This is a genomic window from Acidobacterium sp. S8, from assembly GCF_009765985.1.
Classification (GTDB): domain Bacteria; phylum Acidobacteriota; class Terriglobia; order Terriglobales; family Acidobacteriaceae; genus Alloacidobacterium.
On sequence record NZ_LMUM01000037.1, the window covers coordinates 397,701 to 417,296 of the forward strand.

Genomic DNA, 19,596 nt, shown 5'->3' on the forward strand with positions numbered 1-19,596 from the left:
CGCGAGCAGTGATGAATAACGCGCAAACTTCAGAACCGCAATCTAAAATCAGATCTCTGGAACACCGGGCCTTATCGCTGCGTAGGCACGTGCTCCGCATGGCTGAACGAGTAGGCCAAGGTTATGTGGGACAAGGGTTGGGAATTGCCGATTTGCTGGCTGTTCTGTACTTCGACGAGATGAAGTATGACGCCAAAAATCTAAAGTGGTCCGATCGGGACCGTTTCGTGCTTTCTATCGGGCATTACTCGATTGGACTGTACGCAGCCCTCGCAGAGGCAGGCGTGATCGAGATCGATGAGCTGGATACCTACGGAGCCGACGAATCGAGGCTGGAGATGTCCGGCAGCGAAATCACTCCCGGCTTCGAAATGACCGGTGGATCGTTGGGCCACGGACTCGGGCAGGCTGTTGGAATGGCGTTGGGTCTACGGCTGGATAAAAGACAGGCACGCATATTCACTCTTCTATCCGATGGAGAATTGCAGGAGGGAGCTACCTGGGAGGCCGCCATGGCGGCGGCACATTATAGCCTGGATGGCCTTTTCGCCTTCATCGATTGCAATAATCAGCAGGCAGACGGACCGCCTGCCCGAGTGCTGAACGTTGAGCCAGTCCACCAGAAATGGGAAGCCTTTGGGTGGGACACACAACGAATCGACGGAAACAACATTGGTGCGCTGGTTGACGCTATCGATCGAGCGAAGACAGTGAACGGAAAACCGCATGCGATCGTCCTCGATACTTTAATGGGCAAGGGCGTACGAGCCTTTGAACAGCGGGAAAAGAATCATTTCATTCGCGTGGATGCCAGCGAGTGGAGCGCGCTCCGCGAGCAGCTTGAGAGTGGTATGACGCCCTCCGGCGACGAGAGGATTTCGTGAACAATATGTCGAAGCTCTCAACGCCTGGAGTGACCGGCAACATTCTCAGCTCTGATACATATGGTGCGGAGAAAACCGAAAATGCACCCTTTGGGACTGCACTGATTCGGGTTGCCGAAACGAATCCGCACATCGTGGGTCTCACCGCCGACCTTGGCAAATATACCGATATCCACTTATTCGCTGAACGATTTCCCGAACGTTTCTTTCAAATGGGGATGGCAGAGCAGAACCTGATTGGTGCGGCCTCTGGATTAGCGCGCACTGGCTTCATTCCTTTTGCCACGACTTACTGTGTATTCGCGACGAGGCGAGCTTATGACTTTATCGCGATCGGAGCGGCCCTGGGGCAAGCGAATGTGAAGATCATTGCCGGCCTGCCTGGATTGACGACCGGATACGGAGGTACGCACCAAGGTATTGAAGACCTGGCTCTCATGCGATCGATTCCTAATCTGACTGTGATTGATCCCTGTGACGCTACCGAATTGGCACAAGTAATCCCTGTGATCGCGGAGCATCCCGGCCCAGTCTACATGCGGTTGTTGCGAGGCCAAGTCCCGGTTACTCTAGATCCCGCGGGGTATCAATTTGAACTAGGGAAGGCAAAGCTGCTTTGCGACGGCAATGACGTCGCGATTATCAGCACAGGCTTGATGACAGCCCGCGCACTGAAGGCTGTGGATCAACTGGCTGGGCAAGGCATACAAGCTGCACTGCTGCACGTCAGTACGCTCAAGCCGTTTGATGTAGAAAGCATCATTTCGCTGTTGCGCCGTGTTCCGCGCGTGGTGACCGCCGAAAATCATGTCATCACAGGCGGTCTGGCAAGCGCTGTAGCTGATGCAGTTACGAATGGCGGTATCCCGGTGCGAATGCGGCGTATCGGAATTCCGGACGTGTTTTGCGACAGCGGCTCTATTCCATATCTGATAAATCGGTACCAGCTAGATGCGACAAGCATCTCTGCGGCCGCGCTGGAACTGGTCCGCAGCTAATTGCCGTTCAGCAGCATGGGGTTAGAAACCATCATGAAAATAACATCCATTGACACGATTGCGGTGGGCGCTGGCTGGAAGAACTGGCTCTTCGTCATTGTGCACACTGATGACGGTCTGCATGGCGTCGGAGAAGGCACGCTCAACGGATTTATTCGAACGACGGAAACCGCCGTTCACGAGCTTGAACACCTCGTCATTGGCCAAGACCCACGAAATGTGAAGGCTATCGCGAAGTCTTTGATGGAAAGCGTCTCCCTCGATGGGGGGCATATTCATCGCACGGCAGTCGCCGCTGTTGAAGTTGCATGTTGGGATATCCTGGGAAAATCTCTCGGCGTTCCAATCTATCAACTGCTCGGCGGCAGAGTCCGGGACTCGATTCTCGGTTATGGCAATGGGTGGTATCGCCGTGAGCGATCGCCTAAAGACTTTGTAGAAGCTGCGGAAGAAGCGGTGGCAAAGGGTTTCAAAGCGCTCAAGCTTGACCCATTCGGACTGGCCCGCGATTTTGTGGAAAGCGATGAGCTGGAATTTGCTTATGAGATCATCGCCGCTCTTCGTTCTCGCTTTGGTTCAGAATTGCGGATACTGATCGATGTTCACGCCAGGTTTACGGAAACGGATGCGCTACGCGCGGCTCACAAATTGGCACCACTGGATATCTACTGGTGGGAGGAGCCCACGACTCGCGAGCGAGAGGCACCGGCGAACTCGGTAGCGTTGCGATGTCCCATCCGAGTGGCTACGGGTGAAATGTATGACACAATCGGCCAGTTCTTTACCTTGGCAGCAGGTGGTGGGATAAACATTTTTCAACCTGAACCGATGAGTTTGGGCGGCATCTCGAACACCCTGTCAGTTGCAGATCTTGCATTGGCGCACGGCAGTTGGGTCGCTCCGCATCAAAGCGGTGGCCCAGTCGCAACGGCAGTGTGCCTCCAGCTTGCAGCATGCGTGCCGAATTTCTTAATACAGGAGCATTTTGATCCATTCAATGAGCCGTGGACTCGAAATCTAGTTACGTGGGCACCCAAACTTGATCCAACGAATGGACATCTGAGTCTGCCTGAGAGTCCGGGACTCGGTGTCGAGCTCAATGTGGATGTCGCCCGAGAGCACCCGTATAATCCATCCGCGTATCTCAACATTCATCGCGAGGGATGGGAAAAGCGTCTCGGCCAGGAGAGCTCTCCTGAAACCGCGAGATAAGTACCTTAAATATTTGAAAGTCAGGACAAGCAGGTTGTTCGAGTAGACGTCCGCGCATCTGCAAGGAACTCAGCTTTCAGACCTGTGCCGAGGCCAGCAACTGAGGGGAATAAGGCCCGTCCATTTTCAATCTGAACGTTATTTGTATAGACCAACTTATACCAGCCCTCATAATATCCACGCACAGTCTCAAGAATCATTGCATTCGTGCTCGCGGCACATAAGTGCATGTTCGCAAAAATGGTAACAAGGCCAGTGCAATCATGAGGGGCAATTGGTAAATGGAAAGCGTCCGCTAAAATCGCGATTTTGCGTGCCTCTGTTATGCCGCCGGTCCATACGATATCGGGCATGATTATATGTGCTGCTTTTGCTTCGAGCACTTCCTTGAAAGCAAATCGCGTGAATAGACGTTCACTGACGCTTTGCGGCACCCGCGTCTCCGATACTAACCGGGATAGATCTCTTATGCTATCCGGTTTCATGATGTCTTCCATGCTTAGGATGCCATACGGTTCCAGAGCCCTAGCGATACGAACTGCGCAGTTGAGATCCCAGCGTGAATGACCTTCGATTAATATCTCCATTTCATTGCCGACTGCATCTCGAATAGCCTTCACGATTGCCAGGCCGCTTTCCAGATTGCGTGATGACAAGAATGAGCCCGAAGGTCCCATTGCAGTTTGTCCCGCAGGCCCGGAGATTGTGGTCGACCGCAGCAAGGGAGCAAAGCGATCCCACGGCCATATCTTCATAGCGGTTATGCCACGTGATAGAAGATCCTTCGCCAGCGCAGCTGGTCGCTCCAGGAATGCCTCCTGGTCTCGATATATTTCGCTGTCGACGCAGGTGTTATAGATCAGGATGTCATCTCGAACCTTGCCGCCCAGCAGGTTAAAGATTGGTTGTCCGGCTTTTTGTCCAAGCAGGTCCCACAATGCGATGTCGATCGCGGATAACGCACGCATTTCAGCCCCGGCATAGCCGAAGAAGTTGCAGTAGCTGAAAATCTGATCCCAGATGCTTTCCAAGTCATAAGCGGACCGGCCAAAAACAAAGCCGGCGAAGGCGTCATGTATGACCGCTTCAACCGCACTGGGAAGATAAAAGGTTTCGCCGAGCCCGACGAGCCCATCGTCTGAATGAATCTGGACCCAGAGAACGTGAGGATGCGCAGCATTGCGTATGGTCTCTATCTTAACGACTTGCATCTCGTCTCCACAGTAGCTCTGCGAGTCCCGCTTGTGTTCAAGTCCGGGTGCACCTAATCACAACAGATGAAACTCCAACCCCGCATTCAGGAACTGCACCTGTGTATTCCACTCGTTCCCTAACGGGATCACACTTGCCTCAATCCAGTTCCAGGCCACCGGAAATATTCAGGCGATTAGCCGTCACGTATGAGGCAGTTTGGCTTGCCAGCCAGACAATCCCTTCCGCTACCTCTTCTGGAGTAGTGCGGCGCCGCATTGGGATGTCGACCGTGCGCGAATGCATATGAGTCTGCAGATCCACACCTGCTGCTGCGGCATTCGCTTCTTCGGTGGCACGTTGCATAGGCGTGTCCATCCGGCCTGGTGCAATCGCATTTACGGTGATGCCATATTGGCCTAACTCAGCAGCTGCGGTGCGAGTGATGTAATCGACCGCGGCTTTGGATGTGGCGTAAGAGGTATAGTTCGTCAACGTCATACGAGTGGCGGGCGAAGACACATTTACGATTCTTCCGCCGCCTGCCTCTTTCATGACTCGAGCAGCTGCCTGAAGAAGGAAGAAAAGCGCCTTTACATTAACAGCGAATACCTTGTCCCACTCCTTCTCTGTTACATCAAGAAGTGATTCCACAGATGAGACAGCCGCATTATTTACTAAAACATTGAGAACTCCGAACCGATCCAGCGCTTGTTGAATGACCCGCTGAGGCGCGCCAGGAGAGGAAATATCGCCGACGATCACAGTGCATTCGGCGCCACTATTGTTCAGCTCTTCCCGCACATCGTGCAAAGTTCCTTCATTGATGTCTACCAGAGCGATCCTTGCTCCACGTCGCGCGAACGCTAAACAAGTTGCCCTGCCGAGTCCCTGGCCGGCTCCCGTTACTAGGACGGTCTGCCCTGTGATAGAGGAATGTTCTGAGGTCATATTTTTATAAATGTCAGTCTTGGTGCCATCGAATCCAGGCAAGTTTTAAAGACGAATGCTAGCCTTCGCCCTGTCGATTGTCAACTAAATAGTTGACAATTTAGTATGCGTCTTATATTTGAGTGGATAGATGAAGAGAAGTGTGTGTTCGACGGTTTGATCATCCTTTGAGGGACACAGCGGGGCATCTAAACGGTGAGTTCGACATAGCTTTGATCGCAAGAAGAAACGAGGAACGTTTGAATAATATAGAGCGATTATCGGGTTTGGTGGTGACCATTTCTGGTGGATGTGGAGACATCGGCCAGGCCACGGCGCGGCGCCTCACGCGAGAAGGTGCTAAGGTTGTTCTTCTCGATCGAGCAGCAAAGGACAATCTGGCCGAAGACCTCTCGAATAATGGACAGGTCGCATACTTGTACTGCGATGTAATTGATCGGGCCTCCGTCGATGCTGCGTTGGCAAAAATAGTTGAGACGCACGGCCGTCTCGACGTAGCGATCGCAAACGCTGGTATGGTCGCCAATGAAAAATTCCTAGAATTGGATCCGGAAAATCTGAGAAGGACCATGGAGGTCAATTTCTTCGGCGCCTTTCATCTTGCTCAAGCGGCAGCGAGGCTTATGGTTACCCAAACTATGTCTGAACGCGGGGTTCGGGGAAAGGTGCTGTTCACCGGAAGTTGGGTCCAGGACATGCCCTTTCCGCAAGGCACATCTTACATAGCAAGCAAAGCGGCTTTGCGAATGATGGCAATGGTGATGGCGCAGGAGCTTGCATCTGACGGTGTACTCGTAAATACGATGGCACCCGGTATCGTCTACGCGGGACTGAGCAAAAAGCTTCATGATGCTGACCCAGCGTTTCGCGATCGTGTTGCCGCCGCGATTCCTCTCAATGAAATGCAAACCGCTGAATCTGTTGCCGATGCATATGCTTTCCTCTGCAGCGGTGATTCGGATTACATGACAGGTGCTTCGCTGCTGGTGGATGGCGGCGCAACCCTGGTAAAAAGGAGTTGATGATCTTGGTTCGTCTACTTAGCCCTTGCTCGTAAGTTGGATCATCGGACTCCAAATAATTGGTACAGCCCGGTTTTCGCCGAGGCGCTTGATGACGAAACGTATGCTGTCTCCTTGTAGGACAGCTATGTTCTCAATCGTGTGAGAGGCGGGAGCGCCAAACGCCGGAACAGTCGACCATCCGGATGCAGGCCAGATTGGCTTGCCATTATGCTCAATTCGCACCGACACAGGAAACACTGCTTCAGCGCTTGGATCCTTCTGTATCTGTCCGGAGATCCTCAGAGAGCCATTCGCTGAAACAACGAACGTTCTGATGATCTCTGCCCTTGCGGAAGCCTGCGCCCAGATTCTACCAATCCGTCCCAGGCCCGATCCGGCCCAGAAACCTTCATAGCCGCCATTCTCCCACGTCAGGTCCTCATAAATATTCTGGTCGAAAGACTGCTCGTATTTCCAACCGCTGCGGCCCTGCGATGGTCCAAACTCGCCGAGAGGATCATGTGTCTCTGAGTCTCCCAGAATTTCATCGGCAGGAACCAACGCGCTGCGGTTTGCGTCTCCCTCTACGCTTCGTACCTCATACCTGGCAGCAATCTGATAGCGTGCTGTGGGCGAATGATCGAAGAAGAACGTGCCTTTGGCCGTCTTACCGATTAAGCTTCCGTTTTTCAAGACCTCATAGTAGGAGATCCAACCATTTTCAGATGGAGCCGACCACGCCACCTCGATGCCTTGAGTTCCCAGGTTTGTTCCGACACGTTTAGTGACATTGAGGGGAGGCGCAGGGATTGTCTTGTTCATTCCCGATCCCGGATAGTCGGGTAGATTAAACATAATCAATTCGCCTGGAGGAATACGGGAAAGAGTGATGCCCTCTCGCATAAGATTTGCGCCGGATCTCTGCTCACGTAGTCCGGAATAGTCAGTCCGAACATCGTAGGTCGTACCCAGTTGCAGTCCATTCGGGAAAATTGTGATCGGAGAGTCCAGTCCAGGCTCGAGCCGGATAGGATTGGCTAACTTTGCATATTTGAAGCCTAAAGAATCAACAGGAGACTGGCTCATGTCCAAGGTGACTGAGCCAAGGACCGTGCTGTCCGCTGCACGTATCAGCATCAGAGAATATGTGCCTTGATTATTGCCGGGATCGAACTGTCCTAGTTCAGAGATTGTGACTGGCTCATTGCCGGTCTGGAATGCTATGCCGAAGAATCGTGTGCCAACGTGATTGGTAACACCGTGCTTCGATATCTGCGTGGCGTAAGATTTGTCTCCGCCCTGTGTCTGGTAACGAAAATTCAAGGGGCCGTAAACTTCGCCTGGAACACCATAATACCGATAAGCATCATCAATCGGGTCTGCATAGATTCCAGTATCCAAAGTCACTGCGGAGGTCGTTGATATTTGGGTCATCTGTGCTGGGCCGCCTTCAAAGCTATCGCCCTGAAAATTCGACATTGGCTTACTAACCAAGAAAAACTCAGTGCCAATTTTGGCATGCTTGGTGATGATGAGCCCGCTGGATCCATTTTGGTTCATTCGTTGCGAATACCAGATAGGATCGTCGCCCTTTACACGTGGTCGGAATATGTGGCTCCAGCGACCGGCCACTCCTTTGGCGATAAGGTAGCGATAAATTTCCCAGTCCTTGCGAATGGCTTCAAGATCTTCGCCGTCTCCGGGATCGCGATACCACGTCGGGTTGAGAGCCAAGTGCGTGCGATCGCTGGAGGCGTTGTAGTAGGTGTGGTCGAAGTCGCTCACATTATGAAGCTTGTCAGGAGGAACCAGCAGGGACGTATAGTATCCACTGTATGGGCCGACACCGCCATCGGTGTATTCACCAGATTCTGCCAACCGGGCGATGTCGTAGCTTATCCACCGGCCTCCTCCATCACAGGCATCCACTCCGCTTTGCGGATGACTTGTTTTGAACTGCTCGAGTAGCTCCCGGAAGTTCTGATCGGCGGCCAAAAGTTTTGTATCGCTTATGCTGGCTGCAGGGGCTATGTCATATCGCCATTGGTAGTCCTGCCACTTGGACACATTCTCATCGAGAAGTTTTTTCTGCCACGTTGCCGTCTCATGGATTGACTGTTCAAATGTCATTCGGCCGGGAATGACCCAGTCATGATGATTCTGTGCCACCGCGCTTTCGGGTATCGCAAGGAAGGTGGGTTGCCACAATACCCACCGCATACTGTGTTTGCGTAGATAAGCCGTCGCCATTTGCCAATTAGGGCCATTCCAATCACCCCAGCGATCGTACCAGCCAGCATCATCCCACAGAATATCTCCGCCACATTCGCGGAGAAGATCTGTGTAGCGCAGGTCCAGAGCTAAGCGGTGTCCCCAATTATCCGCGCATGGAGTTCCACCATCTCCAACCCATGGCGAGGGCCAATCGACAGCCCAACGCGTTTTGCCAAAATACTCCGGGTTCGTGAACTCCCAGAGAAACTGATACTGCCAATCCAGAATCTGATTACCAATATCATCAAGATCACCACTGAAAGCCGCGGTGAACGCTTTCGGGGTAGTGAGCCGACCACCGGGCGCAAGATAGTCGTCATAGCCCGCGAGCTGGATCGCTACACCAACCTGTTCGCCGGATTGGTCTCCTGCATGCAACGCCCAGTGACCCATGTAGTCCCACCCTACTGCCATCGTGTTGTTTGCGTGAATGTCACGAAGCATGAGAAGAGGCAGATATGCGCTGTAATTTCCGGTCTGCACGCCGACATTGGAGTCGAAGGTGCGTGCATAATTGCGGTTTATTCGCTCAGTTTTTAACAACTGGCTTCCATTGAAGTTGCCGCCACCGCTCACATAGGCCAATTCCAAGGTGTCCGGTCTCTCTCCCATCGCCCGGGTGTTCAAAAAGAAGAGGTTCTGTATGTGTATCGCCTGCTGTGATGAGTTATCTATTGTCAGCCATTCGCGAATAATTGCCGTGTGGGGATAAACTACCCAATGCTTTGTGACCTCGATTAGATCTCTGCGAAGTCGAAGGTCTAGTTGCACTTCTCCCTGACTTAACGTATGACTATCATCTCCAATGAAGGTCCAACTCCACGAAGATGATGTCACTTCGACGCCATCGATCTTCAAGCGAATTTGTTCCGGATCGGAGCCGCGATCTAAATACTCCCGATCTGAAATTTTATTCTTGAATGATTTCAATAAGAGATGACCATTTTGCAGGCTAATCCTCTGCTCCACCTTTGAGGTGCCTATGATCCACGTCATTTCTTCTCGCCGAACGTATGCATCTTCACTGGATCGAGTGCCAGGTTCAGTGTGGGATCCGCCTGCCTGGCGTTGATCGAGTTCGGTTGCAAAAGATGCGTCGAACGTGGCGCCTGTGATTGCTACAGATGCGCATAACTTTGAGAATTCTCTCCGATTCACTTTTCCTCCGTTTCCCTAATAGAAATGAGCATGCTGGCTTTCATACATCACAAGTCTTGGGGACTGAGGCGAGGCGTCGATATCCGCCCAAGATGGCGACGGGAACAATCTATGCGTGCGCCAATTTAATGTCAACATTTATGTTGACATTAAATTGGTAATCTGCATGAATTTGATCGAATCGTGAGTATTCACAAGTGGCGAGGTTCAGAATTGGGGAGGAAGCTTCGAAAGAAGTTCGATCGCAAGTTCCCGGAAATAGTGTTCAACCGAGTGCTCTACCTTGGATACGGGCTCCGTAAGAATAGTCTCCAAGTACCTGGCATGTTTTTTATACCTTACAGCGATCGGCGTTTGGCTTGAATAAGCTCGAGCCAGCATGAAAATAAACGGATTCATGATCTTGCTGAGTGTGTTTTCAAGCGTAACTCTGTTCGAAAGCTTCCAGATCGTTTGATGAAAGTGCATGTCTGCGTCGAGAAATGCCTCGTCGTCATTCTTAACTGCTGCCGCCTTCATCTTCTTAAGCGCATCCCGTAGCAACTGCTCGGTTTCACCCGTCATCTGCTCGCGCAGGTAACGCACGCAAAGGGCCTCAAGCTTACTGCGCATGCTAAAAATAACCTCAATTGACGACGCGGAAATGTCCCGAATGAAAGTGCCTCGACGGGCGACAGTCACGATCAGACCATCTCGTTCCAAGCGTAGGAAGGCTTCTCTTACAGGACCGCGACTGCATTCCAACTGTTTGGCCACATCTTCTTCAATGATTCGTTCCCTCGGTTTCAATGCTCCCTTGTAAATTGCTTGTCGAATATGTTCCTCGACTCTCTCTGTTGCCGTTACAGTCCGAAGCTCGCTCTTATCTCGCATATATCACTTGCCATTCTAGCTAAATTAGCGGAACTAGCGATTTGCTGACTGTATTTCGCCCCGACGGATCTTGGACATATTGATTCAGATAGCTGGGCGGGGTCATTGGTTCAGGCACAAAAAGTCGAGACGAACGGGGCGACAGATTTGCAGTTTCGCCTTCAGAAATGTCTTCATAAATGTTGACATTTTTGTCTTGACACATCTCCCCATTCAGATTTAGTTTGCCGGTGCACTCATTTCTGTCCACTGGCTGCGGAGTTGGTTGCGTTCTCGCCGGGAACGTCTGAGAGGAATATCAATGAAATTTCGATCTCTTCTAGTGATCAGCCTGCTTCTGGTCATGACTCAATGCTCACTCAGGCTTCGCGGTCAATCCGTGTCGGGATCAATTAATGGGGAAGTAACCGACCCGTCGGGGGCTTCGGTCTCTGGCGCTCAGATAACGGCAACCAATGTTCAGACAGGCGTACCTTCTTCTGCTAGCAGTAATAACTCTGGATATTTCAGTATCGCGAACCTGCTTGCCGGGACCTATAACGTCGACATCACTGCTCCCGGGTTCAAGGAGCTGTCGCATTCGGGTGTTCAAGTGGACATCGGCGGGGTAGTTCGGCTCGATTCACATCTCGAGGTCGGCAGCGTACAACAAAAGGTGATGGTGAGTGGTGATGCGCCGCAGTTGCAGACCGATAAGGTGGAGATTAGTCTCACGCTCCAGTCGAAGCAGCTGGTAGACCTGCCCAGCGAAGGAAGAAATCCCACAGCCTTCGCCGCACTGCAGGCGGGAGTCGTCATGAGTACCGGCAACGAAGGTGTTCCCAGCGCATCTGGATCTGCCAATTATTCATTCCAGGCAAATGGTCAACGTGCGCAGTTAAATCGCCAACTGCTGGATGGCGTTGATGATACCGAGGGAGTGGGCGGTGCGCCGGCCATCGTCCCGTCAACCGATGAGCTTCAAGAATATCAGCTCATAACCTCAAATTACGATATTGAGTTAGGGCAGGCCGCAGGCGCTGTTCAGCTTTTTACGACTAAGTCCGGAACAAATGAGCTTCATGGAAGTGCCCATGAATACAACCGCGTCAATGCCTTGTCTGCACGCAACCCTTTTACGGAGCCCAACGGACCAGGTCACCTAGTCTACAACCAGTTCGGCGGAACCCTTGGCGGGCCGATCTTGCGAGATAAATTGTTCGCTTTCGGTTACTACGAAGGCTACCGCGTTCGCTCAGGCGGGGGAATTCTGACAACCGTTCCGGTCCCAGAGTTTCGCAATGGAGATTTCAGCAGTCTCGCCGAGACGAATCCCATTTTTGATCCAACCACCGGAGGTTCTCAGGGAGTTGGTCGCACTCAGTTTCCTAATAATCAAATTCCAACGAATCGTCTTGATCCAATCGTTCAGGCGATGCTTGCGAAGCTTCCTTTACCGAACGTGCCAGGAGCCGGTGCCAATAATAACTTTGTTGCGCCGCAGACAAATCCGATCAATGCAGATTTGGGAACGGTTCGCATCGATTATGCCTTGTCCGACGCAACCCGCATTTTTGGCCGATATACCCGACAGCAGACGAACGAAAGCTCAACCGTTCCGGTCTATGGTCAGATGATTTATCCGGGCAGCGACCTTCAGTCGGGTAATCAAAACAGTGCCGTCGGCAATGTTACTCATATCTTCAATCCGAACCTCGTGCTGGAAGGCAGGTTCGGCTGGACATTCAACATATGGAGTTCGGATGCGCTCGATCAGAGTTCGAATACTTCCCAGGATTTTGGGATTCCGAATCTCAATAGTGCGTGTGACTCATGCGGAGGCTTGGCAGGTTTCCAGATTGGCGGGCCTGTAGGAGCGTTTAATTATGGCAACTCAACCCATACGCACCAGGTAGACAACTACGGGAAGTACAACTTTGTCGGTATTGCGACATGGACACGCGGCAACCATACGATCAAGATGGGTGGAGACGTCCTTCTTGCGTGGCGCGATCGCCGTGATACTTCCTCACAGGGTGATTTCGGTTGCGATAATACCGGTGTTTGCGCGGGGAATGGTTTTAGTCAAACAATCACAGCAAGTGCAGCTGTACCGACGTCGGGTCTGTCGATGGCGACCTACCTGCTGGGAGACGTCAGCAATTTCGGAAGAGTTATCTACGCTAACAATCTACCGCTGGCTCATAACACAGATAACGCCTTCTATTTGCAGGATACGTGGCATGCGACGCCCAAGCTGACCCTTACACTTGGCTTACGTTATGACTACATCGGGTATCCTACATCCCCACAGAAAGGTGGCATTGCCAACTTCAATTTCACCAACTCCGATACAATTATCAGTAATTACGGTGATTCCAGCGCAACCGCCAATGTAGATCAAAACTACTTTGATTTTGGACCACGGGTTGGTTTTGCGTGGAGCGGCATCGAGAACACTGTAATCCGGGCAGGTTATGGACGCTCGTTTACGAACGGGTTCGACGGGGCAAATTTCGGCGCCATCACCAACGACTGGCCGAACGCGACTCGTCAAGACATCTCCCCTGTGGCCGATTCTTATCAGCCCTCCCTCACCCTTGCAGGCGGTCCACCTGTTTTTGTCAATGGTTTCGAAATATTAGCCGCCGCCGGAAATCCTGGTCAGTATCCCACTCCGAATTCAGCCGGGTTCGGCGCGAACAAGCATAATCCGACAAACTCTGTCGATCAGTGGAACCTCTCTCTTCAGCATCAGTTTCCCGGTGATTTTGCGGTAACCATGGCCTATGTTGGCAGCGCGAATCGACATCTGTTTTATCGTTACGATGCGAACGCGGCGCCGCCGGGGCCAGGCCCTATCAATTTACGTCAGCCATACAATGTCTATGGATTCACGACTAACGCCTACAATCAGAGCAATCAAAGTAACATCGGGTACCAGGCTCTCCAGGTACAAGCTCAAAAACGGTATTCGCACGGATTAATGCTCACGACCGCTTTAACTTGGAGCAGTTCCTACGATTTCGGCGGTCACAACGCAATGGATCCGTTCTTGACAAACCGAGACAGGGCTCCTGAAGATTCAAATCGTCGATTGGTATTTGTTGCCAGCCACGTCTGGGAAATACCGGTCGGAGAAGGCAGGGCGTATCTGAATAAACCTGGTATCCTCAACGAGGTTGTCGGGGGATGGCAATTGTCGGGAATTTGGTCGCTTGAATCCGGACTGCCATTTTCGCCGACTCTTGGCAATACTGCTTCGCTCAATTCGAATTGCTGCACGTTGAGACCCGACCTCGTAAGTGGAGTAAGCCCGTTAGTATCGGACAAGAGCAGGAATATGTGGTTTAATCCCGCGGCTTATGCCATTCCTGCGCTTTATCAGTTCGGAAACTCCGCGCGAAACAGTCTTTGGGGTCCAAATCTTTTTCGTGCCGATCTTTCTTTGCAGAAAACGTTCAAGATCACAGAACGATCCTCATTTGAATTTCAATGGGAAGCCTATAATGCTTTCAATCATACGAACCTCGGGCAGCCAAACGGTCAAGTCGATTCATCCACGGCTGGAGTGATTAATGGCACTGCGGATATCATGAGGCGAATGCAACTAGGGGGTACGGTGCGTTTTTAATGTTGAGATGGGTTCTATGCTTTGCCATTATGGCGGGTTGTGCATTCGCGGAGCAGGCGCAGCCGAACGCGCTCGATGAGGGAATCGCACTTCTCAAAAAAGGCGAGATCGATCGATCAATGGAGCTGTTGCGCGAAGCCGTAGCTCGTCAGCCTGACTCGGCTCCAGCACACAATTACTATGGATTTGCCCTTGCCAGAAAAGGCTCTCTTCAGGAAGCTACGCAGGAATTTCAAACAGCTTTAAAGATCGATCCCCGCTACGCAGACGCGCTGTACAACCTCGGCACAGCGCAGACGATCCAGGAACAATATCCCTCCGCAATCGAAAACTTGCAGGCCGCCGTCGCCATCAGACCTGATTTCCCCGAAGCTGAATTCGAGTTAGGAAATGCCTTTGCAGCAAAGGGCGACGTGGCCAGTGCCATGGAAGCGTTGGAAAGAGCGATTCGTCTGCGTCCCGATATGTATGCAGCACGGACTCAGTTGGCGATGCTCGATTCCGGAATTGGGAACACTCAGGATGCTGTAGAGGAATTTCGGCGTGTAGTGGCACTCCAGCCTCATTCGGCCGAAGCGCACAACAATCTTGGAGTTGCTCTTGACCAAGCCGGAGATCTCTCGGACGCAATCGAAGAATTTGAAAGTGCACTGCAAGCGAATCCAAAATTTCTAGCCGGAATGCTGAATCTGGCACAGGCCATGCGAGATAAAGGTGATTTGCCAGGGGCCGTCGACAACTACAGAAAAGCTATTGCGGTCCAACCCGATTCTGCTGACGCGCATGCTGATCTCGCCTTTACGCTTAAACGGATGGATCGACTGAAAGAGGCCGTGGATGAAATATCCATCGCGGTCCGAATCGCACCGGACCTCGCGCGAGCGCAATTCTATTATGGTGAGATTCTGGCTCAAATGAGTGATACCGCAGGCGCCCTGCCGCATTACCAGCGCGCATCAGAGCTTAGTCCGAATGATGTCGATTTTCGCCTCAAGTATGGAAATCTACTTACAGAAGAAAATCCTGACGAGGCAGTTAGGCAATTGGAAGCGGCTTCGAACCTCGATCCCAGCAGGGCCGATGTGCTAAGTGCGCTGGGCGCTGCATTACGCACGAATGGCAAACAGGATCAAGCTGCCGAGGCATTTCGACGATCTCGAGATGCGTCTTCCGCTGCTTCGCGTCATAGCGAGGCTATTCTCGCAACGAATGCTGCGATCGATTCCTTAAAGAAAGGCAAAATTACTCCGGCAATCGAATCGTTGCGCGCAGCCCTGGCTAGCGATCCTGATTTTGCAGAAGCCAACCACTACATGGGTATAGCCCAGAGCGCTGAACAGAACTGGCCAGAAGCGAATCGAGCCTTTAACGCCGCTCTGCGGGTAGCTCCTTCAGATCCAATGATCCATTACAACTTTGCTGTTGCGCTGGAAAAGCAGGGAGACTGGGCAAGTGCTGTTCGGGAATTCCAGTCCGTGCTTTCGTTGAGGCCGGGCCAAGTACAGACGATGTGCCAGCTTTCAAACGCGCTGAAGCAGACCGGACAAAATGATCAGGCACAAATCGAATTGAAACACGCCGAGGATTTGGGTTCATGCGGAGGTCATCCGCTGCAACTCAGCAGCATCCCCAAATAGTGATCACTCGCATCCTCAAAATTTGCAGCAATATGGTCTGATGTTCTTTTTTCGTAGCGCTCTACTCAGGTGATTGATGGGAAGATGGCTTTCTGACATACAGTATCCGACAATGGTCAAGCGGATCACTCGTCGACGATTCATGCATTACGGCTTATCAATTGGCTTCCTGGCAGCAGTTACGAAATCATTCTCGAGAGCCAGTGCGACCCAGGATAGCTACCCAATTCATTTCGAAGATATTGCGGCCGACGCGGGCCTTACCGAACCGACTATTTATGGCGGAACGGATCGTAATCGCTACATCCTGGAAACAACGGGATGCGGAGCCGCTTTCATTGATTACGACAATGATGGCTGGATCGACATCTTTCTGGTAAATGGAACAACTTTGGATGCCGGTGATTCTCCGCGACATTCAAATCGGCTGCTCCGCAATAATAGGGATGGCACCTTCACGGATGTGACAAAGCAAGCTGGTCTAACGCGGTACGGTTGGGGACAGGGTGTATGTGTAGGGGACTACGACAACGATGGATATGACGACCTCTTTGTTACGTACTGGGGCCAGAATGTCCTCTATCACAATAACGGCGATGGAACATTTACCGACGTTACTGAGAAGTCGGGACTGCTGACGGAGGGAACGCACTGGGGATCGGGGTGTGCATTTCTGGACTATGACAAGGATGGGCACCTTGATTTGTTTGTGAGCAACTACGTAAACCTCGATTTGAAGACCACGCCCCTTCCAGGAATGGCTTCATGTCTCTACCAGGGCATTCCGGTGAATTGCGGCCCGCAAGGACTGCCGCGAGCTCGAAATTATCTGTTCAGAAACAACGGGAATGGGACGTTCACTGACGTGACGGAAAAGAGTGGCATCGCTAAAGCCTCTCCCAATTATGGCCTCGGCGTACTTGTCGCTGATTTTGACAATGATGGCTGGCCGGATATTTACGTCGCAAATGACAGTGAGATGAGTTATCTGTTCTGGAACAACGGAGACGGCACGTTCACTGAAGGCGGCCTTGAGGCCGGAGTCGCAACGAGCCGGGACGGTCGCAATCAATCGGGCATGGGAGTTTCCGCTGGGGATTATAACTGCGACGGACTTCTCGATATATTCAAAACCAATTTCTCCGACGACCTTCCAAACCTCTACCGCAATGACGGCCAGCGATCATTTCTAGACAATACGCAAACTGCCGGGCTTGTTGCTTATTCGCGGTTTCTCGGATGGGGAGGAGGATTTCTTGACATCAACAATGATGGCTGGCTCGATATATTTTACGTAAACGGGCATGTCTATCCGGAGATTGAACGCCTGAATGGCCCCGCACACTATAAAGAGCCGAAGGTTCTTTATGAAAACCTGGGGAATGGGAAATTTCGCGACGTTTCCGCGGTTGCCGGGAGTGCCATAACAAATCCTTCCAGCTCGCGCGGCTGCGCTTTCGGAGATTTCGATAACGACGGCCTAATCGATGTATTGGTTAATCCGATAAACTCTGCACCTCAGCTTCTCCATTGCAGTTCGCATACGGGCAATCACTGGATCACGCTTAAGCTGGTGGGAAGCAAGTCGAACCGTAGCGCGATCGGAGCGCGCGTTCATTGCGTCACCGGGGATCATCGACAAATAGATGAGGTTCGCAGCGGTGGAAGTTTCTATTCGCAGAATGACCTGCGGATTCATTTTGGACTGGGCAAGGCCAGTCGCATCGACATGATCGAGATTCACTGGCCGTCGACACAAGTGGACCGATTTACTGATGTTCCTGCCAACCAGATCTTGAAAGTGGTTGAAGGTAGCGCAAAACTCATTCCTGCAATCACGGGACAGAAATGACGATGTCGTCTGCATTTTCTAGGTTGAGACACTGAAAGCGTCACTGCGAGATTCGATTAGGAGGTCTTGGAATGCTGCATACCGTAATCACCCTATTGTTTCTCTCTGCGATCTCGCAGGTGGCGACAACCTTCGATCTGTCCACCGACTTCTCTCTTCAGCACAATCCCAACGGAGTATGGCAATATGGCTATTCCGCCAGCAACTCGCTGGATCTGAAAGAATTTCGACTCGACGGATACGCTGACCAGGCCGCTCCGATCGGTTTTTGGCACCCTAGCTTCAGCAAAGGCCCAGGACCCGGTTGGTATCCTTACATTGCCCATAACAGCAGCAAAAACACCATGTTTGGCTCGAGCAATGGTTGGGCCGCGCGTGCGGGCGAAGTTGCTATGGAAGCCAGCAACACAGGCCAATACAGCCTGGTTCGCTTCGTGGCGCCGATGGCGGGAACATATCAAATATCAGCCCAGTTTGAAGGGATCCATTTCGGTTTGTCTTCGACCGATGTGCACGTTATCTCGAATGATACGCAGCTCTTTAGCGCTGATATTGATGGCTACGGAGGGGATCCGGCCTTCCACAAAGTAGAGGGAGCTAGCCCGACGGCAGCCTTTTCAGGCAAGTTAACGCTGAAGAAAGGCGACATCGTTACTTTTGCTGTCGGATACGGGAAGAACAAGACAAACTTCGGTGACACAACCGGGCTCTTCGTTCATATCGTCCTGCTCTAGGTCCCAGTAAATGAAATGAATTGAGCGAAGCTCTCTGAGCGGAATCGAGGATTCTGTCGTCGAGATTAATGTCAACAGATATGTTGACAAGGATGAACCGCGAAGAAGATGATGAGTGCTTCGCCGCAATGATCACCAAAACGCGCGCGTCCCGTATAAGAAAGGTGGTACATGCAAACGGAATTGGGCATTCTGTTAGCGGTTGTAGGCGGCGTCATGGTTGGAAACTGCATGGTGCCGTTGAAGTACCTGCGTAAATGGAAATGGGAAAACGCATGGATCATCTTCTCGCTTGTAGCACTTATCATTATTCCCTGGGGAATTGCTTTCTTCAGAATTCCACACTTGAGCGCGGTATATAGCAACGTTTCAATCAGCAGTTTTGCCTTGCCCTTCCTTTTCGGATGCGGATGGGGTTGTGCTCAGGTTTTATTCGGATTAGCAATTGTACGCATCGGCATGGCACTGTCGTTCGCGATTACGCTCGGGCTAAGCGCTGCCTTGGGGAGCCTGGTGCCAATCGTGCTGCAACACCCGGAGTTTCTCAAAACCGGGCGCGGGATGGTACTCCAGCTAGGGATGCTTCTCATGCTGATCGGCGTGGCTCTTTGCTGCTGGGCAGGTGCTCGTAGAGAGCAGGAGCAAAGTAACCAGCCAGTGAGTGCGGGAGGGCAGTCTTACGTCGGCGGTATTGTGCTGGCTGGAGTCGCCGGCCTGCTGGCGCCGATGCTTAATTACGCTTTGGCCTTTGGAGACAGCCTTATAGTGGAAGCTCTTCGTCAACACGCCGCAGCGCCTGATGCCCCTTATGCAGTCTGGCCTATCGCTCTGGCGGGAGGCGCCGTCCCCAATCTTGTTTATGCGCTCTGGCTTCTTCGCCGTAACAACAGTTGGGCAAACTTCTTCCCAATGTGGCCGGAAGCCCTTCTGGGAACAATCATGGGTACATTGTGGATGGGCTCAGTTGCAGCCTACGGGACTGCGAGTACTCTATTGGGGGTTTTGGGAGCTTCGATTGGCTGGAGCATTTATCAGATCTGCATCATCTTCACCGCGAATGTCTCCGGGTGGATTGCCGGTGAATGGAAGGGCGTAAGCTTGAAATCCAAAGTTGCACTTTGGGGAGGGCTGATCGTCCTCGGATCGGCCACGATTGCTATAACTTATGGTAATCACTGAAGCATTTCCCTCTGTTTCGCTCCAATGCTCGTTATT

General features: G+C 52.0%; 13 protein-coding genes. 9 read left to right on the plus strand and 4 right to left on the minus strand.

Features of this window, described 5'->3' with window-relative positions; translation table 11 throughout:
- The first annotated feature begins 98 nt into the window (after positions 1-98).
- Genes GSQ86_RS20450 through GSQ86_RS20460 form a run of 3 tightly spaced genes read left to right on the plus strand, consistent with a single transcriptional unit; the run spans position 99 to position 3,094 of the window.
- Positions 99-884 (plus strand): transketolase, encoded by a 786-nt coding sequence (locus GSQ86_RS20450; protein WP_216841227.1) that lies wholly within the window; start codon positions 99-101, stop codon positions 882-884.
- A gap of 5 nt (positions 885-889) precedes the next feature.
- On the plus strand, positions 890-1,882 hold the full coding sequence (locus GSQ86_RS20455; protein WP_158752021.1) for a transketolase family protein: 993 nt from the start codon (positions 890-892) through the stop codon (positions 1,880-1,882).
- Between the two features lie 33 nt (positions 1,883-1,915).
- Complete coding sequence (locus tag GSQ86_RS20460; RefSeq protein WP_158752022.1) at positions 1,916-3,094, plus strand: mandelate racemase/muconate lactonizing enzyme family protein; 1,179 nt, start codon at positions 1,916-1,918, stop codon at positions 3,092-3,094.
- Between the two features lie 20 nt (positions 3,095-3,114).
- Here GSQ86_RS20460 and GSQ86_RS20465 read toward each other — a convergent pair whose 3' ends face one another.
- Together GSQ86_RS20465 and GSQ86_RS20470 are read right to left on the minus strand one after the other, a co-directional pair.
- A complete protein-coding gene (locus tag GSQ86_RS20465) occupies positions 3,115-4,305 on the minus strand; it encodes a mandelate racemase/muconate lactonizing enzyme family protein (protein ID WP_158752023.1) in 1,191 nt (396 codons plus the stop codon).
- 139 nt (positions 4,306-4,444) lie between these two features.
- Entirely contained in the window at positions 4,445-5,236 is a 792-nt protein-coding gene (locus tag GSQ86_RS20470; RefSeq protein ID WP_158752024.1) for an SDR family NAD(P)-dependent oxidoreductase, read from the minus strand.
- Between the two features lie 212 nt (positions 5,237-5,448).
- Between GSQ86_RS20470 and GSQ86_RS20475 the strand changes: the two genes are divergently transcribed.
- Positions 5,449-6,258 (plus strand): SDR family NAD(P)-dependent oxidoreductase, encoded by an 810-nt coding sequence (locus GSQ86_RS20475; protein WP_158752025.1) that lies wholly within the window; start codon positions 5,449-5,451, stop codon positions 6,256-6,258.
- A gap of 18 nt (positions 6,259-6,276) precedes the next feature.
- Here the strand turns inward: GSQ86_RS20475 and GSQ86_RS20480 are convergent, their stop codons facing one another.
- Both GSQ86_RS20480 and GSQ86_RS20485 read right to left on the minus strand, forming a co-directional pair.
- Positions 6,277-9,126, minus strand: coding sequence for a hypothetical protein (locus GSQ86_RS20480; RefSeq protein WP_216841228.1), 2,850 nt, complete (start codon positions 9,124-9,126; stop codon positions 6,277-6,279).
- A 753-nt stretch (positions 9,127-9,879) separates the two neighbouring features.
- Positions 9,880-10,545, minus strand: coding sequence for a GntR family transcriptional regulator (locus tag GSQ86_RS20485; protein WP_158752027.1), 666 nt, complete (start codon positions 10,543-10,545; stop codon positions 9,880-9,882).
- 301 nt (positions 10,546-10,846) lie between these two features.
- Between GSQ86_RS20485 and GSQ86_RS20490 the strand changes: the two genes are divergently transcribed.
- The 5 genes from GSQ86_RS20490 (at position 10,847) to GSQ86_RS20510 (ending at position 19,560) form a co-directional block, all read left to right on the plus strand.
- Positions 10,847-14,158, plus strand: a complete 3,312-nt coding sequence (locus GSQ86_RS20490) for a TonB-dependent receptor (RefSeq protein ID WP_158752028.1) — start codon at positions 10,847-10,849, stop codon at positions 14,156-14,158.
- Positions 14,159-14,187: 29 nt separating this feature from the next.
- Positions 14,188-15,795 carry a tetratricopeptide repeat protein gene (locus tag GSQ86_RS20495; RefSeq protein WP_158752029.1) on the plus strand — a complete coding sequence of 536 codons (1,608 nt, stop codon included), beginning with the start codon at positions 14,188-14,190 and terminating at the stop codon, positions 15,793-15,795.
- Positions 15,796-15,937: 142 nt separating this feature from the next.
- Positions 15,938-17,647, plus strand: coding sequence for a CRTAC1 family protein (locus GSQ86_RS20500; protein ID WP_254062516.1), 1,710 nt, complete (start codon positions 15,938-15,940; stop codon positions 17,645-17,647).
- Between the two features lie 71 nt (positions 17,648-17,718).
- On the plus strand, positions 17,719-18,381 hold the full coding sequence (locus GSQ86_RS20505) for a hypothetical protein (RefSeq protein WP_158752031.1): 663 nt from the start codon (positions 17,719-17,721) through the stop codon (positions 18,379-18,381).
- 171 nt (positions 18,382-18,552) lie between these two features.
- On the plus strand, positions 18,553-19,560 hold the full coding sequence (locus GSQ86_RS20510; protein ID WP_158752032.1) for an L-rhamnose/proton symporter RhaT: 1,008 nt from the start codon (positions 18,553-18,555) through the stop codon (positions 19,558-19,560).
- The last annotated feature ends 36 nt before the right edge of the window (positions 19,561-19,596 follow it).